The sequence below is a fragment of the Nocardia aurea genome (genome assembly GCF_003123685.1).
Lineage (GTDB): Bacteria > Actinomycetota > Actinomycetes > Mycobacteriales > Mycobacteriaceae > Nocardia > Nocardia aurea.
In genome coordinates, this window is sequence record NZ_QCYJ01000172.1 from 86,223 (window position 1) to 100,133 (window position 13,911).

14 protein-coding genes are annotated in these 13,911 nt (G+C 67.8%); 4 read left to right on the forward strand and 10 right to left on the reverse strand.

Annotated features, from left to right (window positions below):
* Window positions 1–78 precede the first annotated feature (78 nt).
* Window positions 79–594, reverse strand: a complete 516-nt coding sequence (locus tag DAT37_RS41610) for a hypothetical protein (RefSeq protein WP_109530469.1) — start codon at window positions 592–594, stop codon at window positions 79–81.
* 244 nt (window positions 595–838) lie between these two features.
* Complete coding sequence (locus tag DAT37_RS41615) at window positions 839–1,624, reverse strand: enoyl-CoA hydratase (RefSeq protein WP_109530470.1); 786 nt, start codon at window positions 1,622–1,624, stop codon at window positions 839–841.
* A gap of 300 nt (window positions 1,625–1,924) precedes the next feature.
* On the opposite strand from DAT37_RS41615, the gene DAT37_RS41620 reads away from it, so the two are divergent.
* Window positions 1,925–2,578, forward strand: a complete 654-nt coding sequence (locus DAT37_RS41620; RefSeq protein ID WP_109530623.1) for a TetR/AcrR family transcriptional regulator — start codon at window positions 1,925–1,927, stop codon at window positions 2,576–2,578.
* A 33-nt stretch (window positions 2,579–2,611) separates the two neighbouring features.
* On the opposite strand, the gene DAT37_RS41625 is transcribed toward DAT37_RS41620, so the two are convergent.
* Together DAT37_RS41625 and DAT37_RS41630 are read right to left on the reverse strand one after the other, a co-directional pair.
* On the reverse strand, window positions 2,612–3,493 hold the full coding sequence (locus DAT37_RS41625) for an ArgK/MeaB family GTPase (protein WP_408637496.1): 882 nt from the start codon (window positions 3,491–3,493) through the stop codon (window positions 2,612–2,614).
* Between the two features lie 40 nt (window positions 3,494–3,533).
* Window positions 3,534–4,679: a thiolase family protein gene (locus tag DAT37_RS41630; protein ID WP_109530471.1), complete on the reverse strand. Its 1,146-nt coding sequence runs from the start codon at window positions 4,677–4,679 to the stop codon at window positions 3,534–3,536.
* A 124-nt stretch (window positions 4,680–4,803) separates the two neighbouring features.
* Here DAT37_RS41630 and DAT37_RS41635 point away from each other — a divergent pair, with 124 nt between their 5' ends.
* Together DAT37_RS41635 and DAT37_RS41640 are read left to right on the forward strand one after the other, a co-directional pair.
* Window positions 4,804–5,568 (forward strand): SDR family NAD(P)-dependent oxidoreductase, encoded by a 765-nt coding sequence (locus tag DAT37_RS41635; protein WP_109530472.1) that lies wholly within the window; start codon window positions 4,804–4,806, stop codon window positions 5,566–5,568.
* Entirely contained in the window at window positions 5,565–6,338 is a 774-nt protein-coding gene (locus DAT37_RS41640; protein WP_109530473.1) for an SDR family NAD(P)-dependent oxidoreductase, read from the forward strand. The genes DAT37_RS41635 and DAT37_RS41640 overlap by 4 nt, the downstream gene beginning before the upstream one ends.
* A 231-nt stretch (window positions 6,339–6,569) precedes the next feature.
* Here the strand turns inward: DAT37_RS41640 and DAT37_RS41645 are convergent, their stop codons facing one another.
* The 4 genes from DAT37_RS41645 to DAT37_RS41660 are packed head-to-tail and all read right to left on the reverse strand — an operon-like array spanning window position 6,570 to window position 10,716.
* Window positions 6,570–7,334, reverse strand: a complete 765-nt coding sequence (locus tag DAT37_RS41645; protein WP_109530474.1) for an enoyl-CoA hydratase/isomerase family protein — start codon at window positions 7,332–7,334, stop codon at window positions 6,570–6,572.
* A 2-nt stretch (window positions 7,335–7,336) separates the two neighbouring features.
* Window positions 7,337–8,425 carry an acyl-CoA dehydrogenase family protein gene (locus DAT37_RS41650; RefSeq protein WP_109530475.1) on the reverse strand — a complete coding sequence of 363 codons (1,089 nt, stop codon included), beginning with the start codon at window positions 8,423–8,425 and terminating at the stop codon, window positions 7,337–7,339.
* Window positions 8,412–9,317, reverse strand: a complete 906-nt coding sequence (locus tag DAT37_RS41655; RefSeq protein ID WP_109530476.1) for an acyl-CoA dehydrogenase family protein — start codon at window positions 9,315–9,317, stop codon at window positions 8,412–8,414. Before DAT37_RS41655 ends, DAT37_RS41650 begins: the two co-directional genes overlap by 14 nt.
* On the reverse strand, window positions 9,295–10,716 hold the full coding sequence (locus tag DAT37_RS41660; RefSeq protein ID WP_109530477.1) for a class I adenylate-forming enzyme family protein: 1,422 nt from the start codon (window positions 10,714–10,716) through the stop codon (window positions 9,295–9,297). Before DAT37_RS41660 ends, DAT37_RS41655 begins: the two co-directional genes overlap by 23 nt.
* Before the next feature lie 75 nt (window positions 10,717–10,791).
* Between DAT37_RS41660 and DAT37_RS41665 the strand changes: the two genes are divergently transcribed.
* Window positions 10,792–11,847 (forward strand): ferredoxin--NADP reductase, encoded by a 1,056-nt coding sequence (locus DAT37_RS41665; RefSeq protein WP_109530478.1) that lies wholly within the window; start codon window positions 10,792–10,794, stop codon window positions 11,845–11,847.
* Window positions 11,848–11,905: 58 nt separating this feature from the next.
* On the opposite strand, the gene DAT37_RS41670 is transcribed toward DAT37_RS41665, so the two are convergent.
* Window positions 11,906–12,952, reverse strand: coding sequence for a CaiB/BaiF CoA transferase family protein (locus DAT37_RS41670; RefSeq protein ID WP_109530479.1), 1,047 nt, complete (start codon window positions 12,950–12,952; stop codon window positions 11,906–11,908).
* Window positions 12,949–13,905: an LLM class F420-dependent oxidoreductase gene (locus DAT37_RS41675; protein ID WP_109530480.1), complete on the reverse strand. Its 957-nt coding sequence runs from the start codon at window positions 13,903–13,905 to the stop codon at window positions 12,949–12,951. The genes DAT37_RS41670 and DAT37_RS41675 overlap by 4 nt, the downstream gene beginning before the upstream one ends.
* Window positions 13,906–13,911: the final 6 nt, after the last annotated feature.

Genomic DNA, 13,911 nt, shown 5'->3' on the forward strand with positions numbered 1-13,911 from the left:
CGAATGGCCCGGTCCCCGACTCTGTGTCGGGACCGGGCCATTCGGTGTTTCTACCGGCTCATCGGCAGGCCGCTGGAATCAGCAGGCGGCCGAAGTACCACCCTGAAGGGCCATCAGCGCGCAGAAGGTGCTGGCGCCGACCTTCCACTTGCCGTCGATCTTCACGGCCTCGCCACCCTGGTTCGGCAGCACCGGGTTGCCGCCCATGAGCAGCGTGTAGGTGACCTTGGCGTTGGTCGCGTCGACCACCTTGACGGCCGAAACGGTGGCGGTGGTGCCGCCCTTGGCCGGGTCGGCGGCCTGCGCCTGCAGGACCGGCGCGAAGATATCGCCCTTCTCGACCGACGCGATGCGCTGGTCGACCGGCGCGGCGGCGTTGAAGAAGACGGTGTAGGCGTCGGTGATCGCCTTGGTGGTCTCGGCATCGGCGGCGCCGGGCGCGGCGGCGGCCGAGCTCGCGGCACTGCTTGCCGAGGCGGACGTCGAAGCCGAATCGCTCGACTCGTCATCGGAGCTACAGCCGGTCAGGGCGACGGCCGCGACAAGCGCGAGACCACTACACACCGCGGCAGTGCGGGGGAACGAAATGCGCATGAGAAATCCTCGTCTCAGGAAAGGGAATTGCTGAACGGCCTCGGTGCCCCGAATTGCCGAACATTTATTTGTGCACGATCGCGTCGTATAGATGGGTGCGGCGCGATCTGTGCTTCATCGCCGGTTACGCCTGCTCGGCGATACCGGCGGCCGACTCGATGTTGTCGATACCGGCGTACCGGTCGCTACGCGGGTCACCAGCGACTCGGAAAACTGTAAGCGATGCCGTAAACATTGGGGAGAATTATTCGATATTCGCCTTCATGTCTTCCAGCTGCACCAGAATCGGTAAACCGTTCTCGCTGAGGGCATTTCCGTGACCCGTCTGGTGCACATCGAATACGGACTGGATGGCAGCGTAGAACCCCTGCACATCCAGGGTCTGATTGACCGCGCGTTTGGCCTGGCGCAGTCCGAACCGCGGCATGGCCGCGATCCTGGTGGCCAGCGCCCTGGTCTGCTCGTCGAGTTCGGCGCGCGGGACGACGGTGTTGACCATGCCGACCTGCGCGGCCTCCTCGGCGGTCACCGGTCGCCCGGTGAACAGGATCTCCTTGGCCTTGCGCGCGCCGAGTTCCCAGGTGTGACCGTGGTATTCGACGCCGCCGATGCCCATGAGCACGACCGGGTCGGAGAACTGGGCGTCGTCGGCGGCGACGATGAGATCGCACGGCCAGACCAGCAGCAGCCCGCCCGCGATGCAGCGGCCCTGCACCGAGGCGATGGACGGCTTGGGGACGTTGCGCCAGCGCAGCGAGTACTCGAGATAGCGGCGGGCCTCGTTGGTGTAGATCCGCTCGAGGGTGATCTTGCCCCAGTCCGCCTTCGAACCCGCCCGCAGATCGTGCCCCGCCGAGAAATGCTTGCCTTCGGCGCGCAGCACGATGACCGCGACATCGTCGTCGTCGGCGGCGCGGGTCCAGGCCGCATCGAGTTCGTCGAGCAGTTCACTGTTCTGCGCGTTGGCCGCATCGGCCCGGTCGAGCGAAATGGTGGCGATCTTGTCGGCCACCTCGTAGCGAATGTACAAGACGACTCCTCAACTCCGTGGATGACCGGGCACACGCCCGGCCACGATGGTGCGCTGGATATCCGGCCGACGACCGGCGCTATGTCTGCGCCCCGGCGGTCGGTCGGAGCCGTACGCCACGAACATCCGGCTTGCCTCCTTGCCAGCGTCGATGCCTGATCGGATGCGAGAATAACATTCTCACTACCGGAAAGGATAGTCTCCAATAAGGAGGACCGTAATCGACGGAACCCGAAAATTTTGGCATTTCCGGTACAGTGCATCCATGTTCTCTTCAGACGACCCAGGGCCGAGGTGCCGGTGACCAGCCTGAGTGAGAAGCCCGCATGGAAACAGCGCGCGGTGGAGCGCTCCCTACGCAGTGCGAAATTACGCGCCGAGGAACGCGTTCAGCGCTTCCTCGACGCCGCGCAGGCGATCATCACCGAGAAGGGCACGACGGACTTCACGGTACAGGAGGTCGTCGATCGCTCCCGGCAATCGCTGCGCAGCTTCTACCTGCAATTCGACGGCAAACACGAACTGCTGCTCGCCCTCTTCGAGGACGCGCTGAGCCGCATCGCCGAACAGTTGCGCGCCGCCGCCGACGGTCCCACCGACCCGCTCGACAAACTCCAGGTGACTGTCGAGTTGCTGTTCGAACTGTGCCGTCCCGATCCTGCCGCGCAACGTCCGCTGTTTACCGATTTCGCGCCGCAGTTACTGGTCACCCATCCCAGCCAGGTGAAGATCGCGCACGCGCCGATGCTCGCGCTGTTCTCCGAACTGATGGAACTCGCCAAAGAGGCGAAACAGGTTCCCCCCGACATCAACTCGCGCCGCATGGCCGCCATGGTCATGCAGACGGTCATGTTCACCGCGCAGTCGGCCGGGGTGTCCGAGGACGACACGCAGCACACGATCACCGCGTCCGAGGTCTGGAACTTCTGCGCTCACGGCTTCGCCCGCGGCTAGTTCTCCCGCGGGCGAGGCCGTGATCGCGCCGACTCACTCCCGCGAAGTCAGCAGTGCCGCGGCGGCGCCGTAGGCATCGCGATCGCCCGAGGCGACCGCCTCGGCCAGTCGGTCCAGTTCCGGGTGGGAACGCATCAACGACTGCGCCAGCGACAGGATCTGGGCACGGGCCCGCGCGGCACGCCGCGCGGGGGTATCGGCCCGGTGGTGGGCATCGATCGCCTCGACCAGTTCCTCGATCCGCTCGTCGCGCGAGGCGATCAGGGTGAGGATCGGGACATCGGATTCCGCGCGCAGGTCGCGCACAGTGCGCTCGGCGCCATCCCGGTCGGCCTTGTTGACCACCAGCAGGTCGGCCACTTCCAGCAGCCCGGCCTTCGCGGCCTGAACCGCGTCGCCCGCACCGGGATTCAGGATCACCAGGGTGGGATCGGCGACGGCCGCGATCTCGATCTCGGATTGCCCGACGCCGACCGTCTCCAGCATGACGACGTCGTACTTCAATTCCGCGAGCAGCCGCAGGGCCGCGGGCACCGCGGCGGACAGCCCGCCGAGATGCCCACGGGTGGCCAGCGAACGGATCAGCACGTCGGCGTCGTTGATATGCCTCGCCATCCGGATCCGGTCCCCCAACAGCGCACCGCCGCTGTAGGGCGACGACGGGTCGACGGCGAGTACCGCGACCCGCAGTCCGCGGGAACGGTACGCGGCGACCAGCGCCGCGATCGTCGTCGACTTACCCGCACCGGGCGGACCGGTCACCCCGATGACCCGGATCGAGCCGGTCCCGAGCGCCGCCTGCACCTCGTCGCGACGCTCGCCCTCGACCAGGCTGAGCAGCCTGCCGGTGGCCCGTGCCGAGCCCGACCTCGCCTGATCGAGCAGTTCGGCGATGGTCGCGGTCTCCGCGATCACCGCCTGCTCCCAACCCTGGTGTCCACCGTGTCCTGCCCGATCACGGGGCGGGGACCTCGATCACCGTGGCCGAACCCATGCCGCCGCCCGCGCACAGCGCGGCGATGCCGAAACCGCCGCCGCGACGACGCAGTTCGTGCACCAGGGTGACGATCATCCGCGCGCCGGTGGCGGCGACGGGGTGTCCGAGCGAGCAGCCGCTGCCGCTGAAGTTGACCGAATCCGGATCCAGGTCCAGCGCCCGGATGGCCGCGATCGGGACGGAGGCGAACGCCTCGTTGATCTCGATGAGCTTCACTTCCGACAGCGAGATCCCGGCCCGCTTGACGGCCTTGTTGATCGCCTCGATGGGCGCGAGGCCGGTGATGGCGGGGTCGACGCCGACCGAGGCCCACGAGCGGATGTAGCCGAGGGCGGGCAGGCCGAGCGCGTCGCTGGCGATGGCCAGCGCGGCCGCGCCGTCGTTGGCGCCCGAGGAGTTGCCCGCGGTGATCGAGAAGCCCTCGATCTCCGGGTGCAGCACCTTGAGCGAGCCCAGCTTCTCCAGGCTGGTGTCGCGACGCGGGTGCTCGTCGGTGTCGAACAGGCCGAACGGGGTGTCGATCGGGACGATCTCTTCCTTGAAACGGCCCTCGTCGATGGCGGCGATGGCATTGCGGTGCGAGCGCAGCGCCCACGCGTCGAGGTCGTCACGGGTGAGCCCGGCCTTGACCGCGGCGTTCCAGCCGACGGTGATGGACATATCCATCGCCGGGGCATCGGGGCGATCGGGGTGGCTGGGCGAGACCCACGGGTCGATCCAGGAGTCCTCGCCGACCTGGAACCGGACCCGGGGCGCGGTGGAATCGGAGTTCACACCGCCCGCGATGATCAGTTCGTCCATTCCGGCGCGGATGCTGCCCGCCGCACTTTGCACCGCGGCCATTCCGGCCGCGCAGTGCCGGTTCTGCGCCACGCCCGGCGCGGAGGTGAGCCCGGCGGTCACGGCCGCGTGGCGGGCGAGCACGCCGCCGCCGTAGCGGCCCTCGCCGAGGACCACGTCGTCGATGCGGTCGGCATCGAGACCTTCGGCGGCGGCACTGACGACATGCTTGGCGAGATCGAAGGCGTTGGTGGCGCGCAGGGTGCCCTTGCGGGCGGTGCCGATGGGGGTCCGCAGCGCGGACACGATGACGGCTTCAGGCATTGGTTGGCCTCCATTTTTCGAACGACGAGATTGCGGTTCGAGAGCTTTTCGGCAATCATGCCGAGAGTCGCGAGAATGCTATTTTCTCAGTACGAGAGTGACAGTTGCAAGATAGGATTATGACATGCAGATAAGTGGAAGCTCCGCGCTCGTCGTCGGTGGAACCGGTGGTCTCGGCGAGGCGACCGTCCGTCGACTGCACGCGGCAGGCGCGAAGGTCGTCGTCGCCGACGTGGCCGACGACAAGGGCAAAGAGCTCGCGAACGAGCTCGGCATCACCTACGTACACACCGACGCCACCGACGAGGATTCGGTGCTCGCGGCCATCGCCGAGGCCGAAGCCCTCGGCCCGCTGCGGATCTCGGTCGACACCCACGGCGGTCCCGCCTCGGGAGGCAGGCTGATCGGCAAGGACGGCTCCCCGCTGGCTCTCGATGGTTTCCGTACCACCATCGAGTTCTACCTCACCGCGGTGTTCAACATCCTGCGTCTGTCGGCGGCCGCGATCGCCAAGACCGAGCCGCTGGAGGAAGGCGCCCGCGGTGTGATCATCAACACCGCCTCGATCGCCGCGTTCGAAGGCCAGATCGGTCAGCTCCCCTACGCCGCCGCCAAGGGTGGCGTGGTCGGTATGACCCTGGTGGCCGCGCGCGACCTGTCCCCCGCGGGCATCCGCGTGGTGAGCATCGCCCCCGGCACCGTGAACACCCCCGCGTACGGCAAGGCGGCTGACCAGCTCGAGGGCTACTGGGGTCCGCAGGTTCCCTTCCCCAAGCGCATGGGCCGTTCCGACGAGTACGCCAAGCTGGCGCTGTCGATCATCGACAACGACTACCTCAACGGCGAGGTCATCCGTCTCGACGGCGCGCTGCGTTTCCCGCCGAAATGAGTGACACAGTTCTACCCGCGACAGGCGACCTGACCGGCAAGGTCGCCTTCGTGGCGGGCGCGAGCCGCGGTATCGGCGCGGCTGTGGCCGAAGGACTCGCCGCGGCGGGCGCTTCGGTGGCCGTGGCCGCGCGTTCCGAACAGGAAGGCGCGCTGCCCGGAACGATTCACGCTGTCGCGCAACGCATCACCGCGGCGGGCGGACGCGCGCTCGCGGTCCAGTGCGATGTCACGAGCGAAGAGTCCGTGGACGCGGCGATCGCCGCCACCGTCGCCGAATTCGGCGGCATCGACATCCTCGTGGCCAACGCGGGCGTGATGTGGCTGGCGCCGATCGAGAAGACGCCGCTCAAACGCTGGCAACTGTGCCTGGATGTGAATCTGACCGGTGTCTTCCTGGTGACCAAGGCGGTGATTCCGCATCTGCGGGCTCGCGGCGGCGGTTCACTCATCGCGATCACCACCACCGGCGTCGACATGGTCGACCGTGGCGCGAACGCGTACTGGATCTCCAAGGCCGCGGTCGAGCGAATGTACCTCGGCTTGGCCTCGGACCTGCGCGGCGACAATATCGCCGTCAACTGCCTGAGCCCGACCAGGGTCGTGCTGACCGAGGGTTGGCAGGCCGGCAGCGGCGGACGCGAGATCCCGCCGGAAATGGTCGAGCCCCCCGAGGCGATGGCCGACGCGGCCGTCCTGCTCGCGGCTCAGAACGCCGACGGGATCACCGGAACCGTGCAGCGTTCCGAACATCTCATCGCGGCCCGCTGACAACGGCCTGAGCGGTCGACATCCCCTCAGAGCAGCGGGATCCCGTATCCCGCGAGCGAGAATGTCCGCTCAGGCCGAGTACCGGTCGCGCCGCGAGCGCACTGCTCGCCGAGCAGAACGTGAAAATCCCCCGGAAACTGTAGTTTCCGGGGGATTTTCGTCGTCGCGGCGTTCGTGGTGGTCGCCACGACCCGGTCGGCGCGCCATACGGTGCGGCGCGCCGACCGACAATCAGCCGCGCTTGGTGAGACCCGCGATCACCGCGTGGAATTCCTCGGTCTGGAAGGAGGCTTCCTCCGCGGCCAGCGCGTAATCCAGTGTCGCCAGGACCGCGCGCTCCAGATGCACGTTCATCAGGCGCTTGGTGCTCTCGACGGCTTGGCGCGGCAGTTCGAGGATGCGCTTGGCGCAGGCAAGGGCTTCGTTGAGCGGATCGGCGACCACGTGGTTCACCAGACCCATCTCGCGCGCCCGCTCGGCCGAGATCTTCGCGCCGGTCAGCGCGTATTCCTTGGCCAGCAGCAGACTCGTGTGCAACGGCCAGGTCAGCGGACCGCCGTCGGCGGCGACCAGTCCCACCTGGACGTGCGGATCCTTCAGGTACGCGGTCTCGGCGATATAGGCCACATCGCTGAGCGCGACCAGACTGCATCCGAGCCCCACCGCGGGGCCGTTGACCGCGGCGATGACGGGCACCCGGCAGCGGGTCATCCCGAGGACGATGTCGCGGCCGTCGGAGATGGTCTTGGCGCGCAGATCCGCGTCGGTGCCCAGTTCGGCGAGGTAGGCGAAATCGCCACCGGCCGAGAAGGCCTTGCCCGCACCGGTCAGCACCGCGACCCGCGCGTCACGGTCGCGGCTGAGCCGGGGCCAGAGCCTGGCCAGACCCGCGTGCAGGTCGTCGTTGACCGCGTTGAGCGCGTCGGGCCGGTTCAGGGTGATGATCCGCAGCGGGCCGTCGGCCTCGACCTGGATCTCGTCGGGCATGTCGTACATGGTCAAACTCCTAGTCCGAGAATGCGCGAGGCGATGATGTTCTTCTGGATCTGCGAGGTGCCGCCCATGACGCTCTGGGCCCGGCTGTAGAAGTAGCTGCCCATCAGTTCGGTGTCGTCGGTGCCGCCCACGGCCAGCGCCGCGTGCCCCACCGACTGATCGACCCAGGTCATCAGCAATTTGTCGAGTGAGCCGTCGGGTCCGTGGACCACACCGTCGAGCTGTTCGGACAGCCGACGGCGCACGTGCAGACGCAACATCTCCACCTCGACCGCGGCCCAAGCGAGTTCGTCGGGATTCCTGCCGTCGACGCGAGCCGACATCTGGCGCACCAGTTTTCCGTAGCGCGCCGCGAAACCGAGGGTGGAGGGCTCACGTTCGTGGCCGACCACGGTCATCGCCATCTTCCAGCCGTCGCCCGGCTCGCCGACCATCTGGTCGGCGGGCACGACCGCGCCGTCGAAGAGGACCTGGCCGAATTCCTTGGTCACACCGCTGATCATCTTGAGCGGACGCTGTTCGATGCCCGGCTGGTGCATGGAGATGAGGAAGGCCGAGATGCCTTTGTGGCGTGCCACGGTCGAATCTGTCCGTGCCAGCAGCAGGCACCAGTCGGCGACATCGGAGTAGCTGGTCCAGATCTTGTGACCGTGGATGATGTAGTTGTCGCCGTCGCGGGTCGCGGTGGTCGACAACGACGCCAGGTCCGAACCGGCGCCCGGCTCGGAGAAGCCCTGGCACCAGCGTTCGGTGCCGTTGATCAGACCGGGCAGGAAGCGCTGCTGCAATTCCTTGCTGCCGTGCCTGCCGAGTCCCTGGACCAGATATCCGAGGCTGGGCCGTGGCGGCGCGCCCGCGACCGCGAGTTCCTCGTCGACGATGACGTCGAAGACGGGCGGCAGGTTCTGGCCGCCGAATTCCTCGGGCCACGAGGTCCCGAAGAATCCCGCCTCGTACAGCGCGCGGTGCCACTCACCCTGTTTGGCCCAGTATTCGTCACCCGAGGTCGGGAAGGTCCCGGCAATCTCGGCGAGCCAGTTCCGCAGTCGCGTGCGGAATTCGGCCTCCTGCGGTGAATCACGAAAGTCCAAGGTCGATCTCCTCCAGACGTACGGGGAACAGTTCGGTCGAGGTCAGCGCGCGACGCAGGTAGACGTGCGCGAGACATTCCCAGGTGTTGCCGATGCCGCCGTGCACCTGGATCGAGGTCTCACAGATGGTGCGCGCGGCACGAGCGGTGTAGAGCTTGGCGATCCGCGCGGCGCGCAGTGCCTCGGCGGGGGTCAATTCGTCCACGGCCCATGCCGCGTGGCGCAGCACGCTGACCGAGCCCTCGATCAGGGCCTGGCTCTCGGCGAGCAGATGCGCGACGGCCTGGTAGGACCCGATGGTCTTGCCGTACTGCTCACGCATCTTGGCGTATTCGACCGCCAGGTCCTGTGCGCCACGGGCGACGCCGAGCAGGTCCGCGGTCGTCACCGTGACGGCCAGGGCCTGCCACTGGATGACCTGATCGGCCGACAGCTCGCCGATATGTTCGCGGTCACCGGTCAGGTGCGCCTTGTGCCGGGTGAGATCCGCGCCGGGGGCGGCTTCGCCGACCGAGATCGCGAAAAGGCTGTTGTCCTCGATGAACAGCGCCCGGCCTCGATCGCGCGCGTCGATCGCGCGATCACCGACGGCGACGGTCCAGGTGTCGCCGTCCTCGGCGGGTTTGCCGTACAGATCGTCGGCCAGCACCGGGCCGAGGAAGGCGACATCGATCAGACGACGACCGAATTCCTCGGCCACGATGGCGACTTCGACGCCGGAGGCGCCGTCGGTGCGCAGGGCTCGCCAGCCGGCGCCGTCGACCGCCCGCTCCAGCCGCGCGCGGCGTTTCTCGTCATCGAGTTCGGCGACCGATCCAGGACCTAGATCATCGGCCAATTTGGCTGCGGCATCGCGCAGTTGCCGCTGTTCACTGGTCAGACGGACGTCCATAGCGCTCCTTCAGGACTCGACGCAACACCTTGCCGGACGGCAGGCGGGGAATTTCGGGGACGAAGACGACCCGGCGCGGCCGCTTGTAGGTGGCCAGTCGCGCGCCGACCAGGTCGATCAATTCGTCTTCGGTGAGGGTGTCCGCGGCGGCATCCACAACCGCTACCGCAGCGACGACGGATTCGCCGTCCTCGGCGGGGACGCCGAACACGGCACAGTCGCGCACCAGCGGATGGCCGTGCAGGACGGCCTCGATCTCGGCGGGGGCGACCTGGAATCCACGGACCTTGATCATCTCCTTGGCCCGGTCGGTCAGCCTGATCCAGCCGTCGTCGTCGACGTGGCCGACGTCGCCGGTGCGATACCAGCCGTCGTCGAACGCGCTCGCTGTCGCCTCGGCGGGCAGGTACCCCGCCATCACCGAATCCGCGCGGCACTGGATCTCACCCGTCTCGCCGGGCGCGAGAACCTCGCCGGTGTCGAGGGACACCACGCGCACGCGTACTCCCGGCGCGGCCTTGCCGACGGTGTCCAAGCGGGCGCCGCCGAGCGGATTGCAGGCGATCACGGGTAATTCGCTCGCACCGTAGGCGGGTAGCCAGCGCACCCCGGTGCGCGCCGTGACCTGTTCGGCGACGGCGGCGGTGACCGGGGTGGCGCCCCACATGATGTAGCGCAGCGAACTCAAATCGAAAGTTTCGAGTTTCGGATGTGACGCGATGGCGAGGGCGATCGGGGCGACGGCCATCTCGATGGTGATCCGGTCGTCCTGTATACAGCCGAGCATGGTGTCCAGGTCGAAACGCCGGTGCAGCCGCATCCATGCGCCCGCTTCCAGCGCGGTCACGATATTGAGCAGCCCGAGGATATGGGAGGGCGGGGTCGCGATCTGGATTCGGTCCGCGCCGGTGAGCCCGAGCACCTCGATCCACTGCCGCACCCCGAAGGCCAGCGAGGCGTGGGTGTGGCGGACGGCCTTCGGCAGGCCCGTGGTGCCGGAACTGAACACCAGCACCGCGTCGGCGGCGGGATCGGGCGACGCGGCGTCGGCGGCACGCGGGGAGATCGGGTGGTCGAGATCGCGCATCGGCAGCAGCGCGCCGAGCACCGGGTTGTCGCCGACCGCGCGGGTCGGCGCGGTCACCGCGAGCGCGTGCGCGACCTCGTCGTGTTTCCAGGCCGGACTCAGCAGGACGACGGCCGCGCCGAGTCGCCAGATCGCCAGCACCGCGATCACGAATTCGGGACGGTTGGACGACATCAGCGCCACCCGGTCACCGGTTCGCACGCCCTCGGCGGCCAGTTCGTCCGCCAAACCCGCCGCGAGGTCGTCGAGGTCGTTCCGTGAGTAGGACCGCCCCTCGAAGTCGAGCGCACCCGACTTGCTTCCTGGCGACATTTGAGAGATCCCGTCTCGTGAGTGAGAATATAATTCTCTTACTACTAGAACCTTAATACCAGGAGGCTGCGGCTCATGGCGAGACCCTCTTTGTTCCAGCGCGCGACCGTGACACGGATCGTGAAGGAGAGCGTCGACGCCCGGACGTTCGTGCTCGCGCCGCACGACGGGCCGATCTCCTACATCGCCGGGCAGTTCTGCACATTCAAGGTCACCGTCGACGGCACCGAGCTGTATCGCGCGTATTCGATGTCCAGCGCACCGGAAACCGATGGTGAGCTGATGACCACCGTCAAACGGGTGCCGGGCGGCGCGGTGTCGAACTGGATGCACGACAACCTCGGCGAGGGTGACGAAGTCGAGGTGACCAGGGCGGCCGGCCGGTTCTGCCTGCGCGAGACCGATGTCCCGCTGCTGGGTTTCAGTGGCGGCAGCGGTATCACCCCGATCCTGTCGCTGGCCAAATCCGCGCTCGCGACAACCAACCGATCGGTTCGGTTGTTGTGTGCCGATCGCGACGCGGATTCGGTGATCTTCGACACAGCGCTCAAGGAGTTGGCCCAGAAGTATCCGGGCAGGCTGGAAGTGATCAGGCACCTGGATTCCACGGCGGGTTTCCTCGACGCCGAGGCGATCAAGACCTTCGTCGGCGCCGACGGCCACGGTGACAGTTACATCTGTGGCCCCGAGGCGTTCATGGAGATGATCGAACTCGCGCTGCCGGGACCGGGTCTGGTCCACAGCGAGCGATTCGGCGCCGCCGCGCCGATTCCGGGCGAGACCGTGGAGGCGACGCCCGACACCGTCGTGACCGCGCCCGTGCAGAGCCCGTCGCCCACCGAGGCGGCGGTCGCACTGGGTGATGTCAACATCACCCTCAAGCGCAAGAAGAAGTCGGTGCCGCGCAAGGAGGGTGAGACGCTGCTCGAGAGCGCCCGCCGTGCCGGTTTCACCCCGCCGTTCTCGTGCGAGGCGGGCAACTGCGCCACCTGCATGGCCAAGGTGACCGCGGGCCACGCGACGATGCGCGCCAACCAGGCTCTGACCGACGACGAGGTCGACGACGGCTACGTCCTGACCTGCCAGGCGGTGCCCGACAGCGAATCGATCACCGTCGACTACGACCAGTGAACCGAGGGGGCGGCCCGTGAAAGTCACGGGCCGCCCCAGGGTTTCGTCGCGCACGGACTCAGTCGTCGTGCTCACCGAGCCGAGGCGGCGGGCCGTACGCGGGCACGTACCCGTCGATCCGGATCGGATTGCCGACCAGACGGAACTGCCCCGCCGTCACCACCGCGTCCGGACTGGTGTCCAACGCCTCCGGCAGATCCCGCACGGCGGCCGCGGGAATGCCCAGCGGTCGCAGGCGCGCTTCCCAGCCGACCGCGGTATCGGCGGCCAACGCGGCGGTGACCGCGTCGAGCACCTCGGTGCGGCGCGCGGCGCGATCCGCCATCAGTTCGAACCCGTCGACACCCGCCTCGGCGGCGAAGGTCTTCCAGAACCCGTCGTGGGTCACGAACAGCGCGAGGTAGCCCCGCGCCGTCGGGAAGATCTGGGCCGGAACGTAATACGAGTGCGCGCCGTGTGGGCGGCGCTCGGGTCGCTTACCGTCGTTGAGATAGGCGGCGGCGTGATAGTTCAACTGCGACAGCATCGTCTCGTAGAGCGAGACGTCCACCTGCCCGCCCCGACCGGACACGATCTGGGCCAGCAGGCCGAGCGCGGCGGTCAGGCCGGTCGAGTTGTCGGCCGACGAATAGCCGGGCAGGGTCGGCGGACCCGCCGGATCGCCGGTGAGCGCCGCGATGCCCGCGGCGGCCTGGACGATGTAGTCGAACGCCGGGTCATCGCCGCCGTAGAGCCCGTATCCGGTGATCGCGACGCAGACGATCTTCTCGTTGTACTGCCGCAGCGCCTCGTAGGTGAGTCCGAGCCGCCGGATCGCCGACGGCTTCAGATTCACCAGCAGCGCGTGCGACTGCCCGACCAGTTCACCGAGACGGGCCCGGCCCGCCTCGCTGCCGATCTCGATCCGGACACTACGTTTCCCACGGTTGAGGCTGGCGAAATAGCTGTCGCTGACCTGTCGGGAGATATCGCCGGTCGCGGGCTCGACCTTGGTGACCTCGGCCCCGAGATCGGCGAGCATCATCGTCGCGTACGGACCGGCGAGCATGGTGCCGACCTCGAGTATCCGAATCCCGGCCAGCGGGCCGGAATTCGGACCGCTCATCGCAGCTCCTGGGCCAGCGCCGCGATCATCTCCCTGGTGCGCTGCTTGGACGCCACCAGTTCGTCGCGGTTGTCGCCGATCGGCAGCAGCCGGATCGACATATCGGTCGCGCCCGCGTCGGCGTAGCGCCGCAGACCTGCCTCGATCTGCTTCTCGTCACCGGCGATGCACATATCGCCGACATTGCGCGCCGACCCCTGATCCAGCAGCCGCTGGTAGTTCGGCGACACCTCGGCCTCGGCGAGAATGCGATTGGCGCGCGCCTTCGCCTCGTCGACCCGGCTGGGTTCACACAGGCAGACCGGAAGTCCGGCGACCACGCGCGGCGCGGGCCTGCCCGCGTCGGCGGCGGCCTTGCTGATCTTGGGGACGATATGGCTCTCGATGGCGCGCTCGTCGGCCATCCACAGCACGGTGCCGTCGGCCTGCTCGCCCGCGATGCGAAGCATCACCGGTCCCAGCGCCGCGATCAGCACCGGCACCGGGGCGACCGGGCCGAGATCGAGGGGGTTGTGCACCGTGAACGTATCGTTCTCCACGTCCACCGAACCCGACCCGAGCAGTCCCGCGTTGAGCACCTCGAGGTAGTCGCGGGTGTAGGCGGCCGGCTTGTCGTAGGGCAGGCCGAGCATATCGCTGACGATCCAGTGGTGCGACGGGCCGACGCCGAGCGCCAGCCTGCCACCGGACGCGGCGTGCGCCGACAACGCCTGGCGCGCCAGCGCGATGGGATGCTGCGCCTGCAACGGCACCACGGCGGTACCCAATTCGATACGCGAAGTTTTCAAACCCATCGCGGCGATCGTGATCAGGGCGTCGAAATCGGTGGGGATCTGCGGGATCCACGCCGTGTCCATCCCGGCCGATTCGGCCCACTCGATATCGCGCAACATGCGCTCGAGCTTGCGCCCGGAGTCACCCCGCTCCGGCCCGATCATTACTCCGATGCGCACTGTTCC

Excerpts from the sequence above, each read along its gene's own strand:
- DAT37_RS41610 (WP_109530469.1), bottom strand. The coding sequence starts at position 594 with ATGCGCATTTCGTTCCCCCGCACTGCCGCGGTGTGTAGTGGTCTCGCG.
- DAT37_RS41630 (WP_109530471.1), bottom strand. The coding sequence starts at position 4,679 with ATGCCTGAAGCCGTCATCGTGTCCGCGCTGCGGACCCCCATCGGCACC.
- DAT37_RS41635 (WP_109530472.1), top strand. The coding sequence starts at position 4,804 with ATGCAGATAAGTGGAAGCTCCGCGCTCGTCGTCGGTGGAACCGGTGGT.
- DAT37_RS41640 (WP_109530473.1), top strand. The coding sequence starts at position 5,565 with ATGAGTGACACAGTTCTACCCGCGACAGGCGACCTGACCGGCAAGGTC.
- DAT37_RS41645 (WP_109530474.1), bottom strand. The coding sequence starts at position 7,334 with ATGTACGACATGCCCGACGAGATCCAGGTCGAGGCCGACGGCCCGCTG.
- DAT37_RS41655 (WP_109530476.1), bottom strand. The coding sequence starts at position 9,317 with ATGGACGTCCGTCTGACCAGTGAACAGCGGCAACTGCGCGATGCCGCA.
- DAT37_RS41660 (WP_109530477.1), bottom strand. The coding sequence starts at position 10,716 with ATGTCGCCAGGAAGCAAGTCGGGTGCGCTCGACTTCGAGGGGCGGTCC.
- DAT37_RS41665 (WP_109530478.1), top strand. The coding sequence starts at position 10,792 with ATGGCGAGACCCTCTTTGTTCCAGCGCGCGACCGTGACACGGATCGTG.
- DAT37_RS41670 (WP_109530479.1), bottom strand. The coding sequence starts at position 12,952 with ATGAGCGGTCCGAATTCCGGCCCGCTGGCCGGGATTCGGATACTCGAG.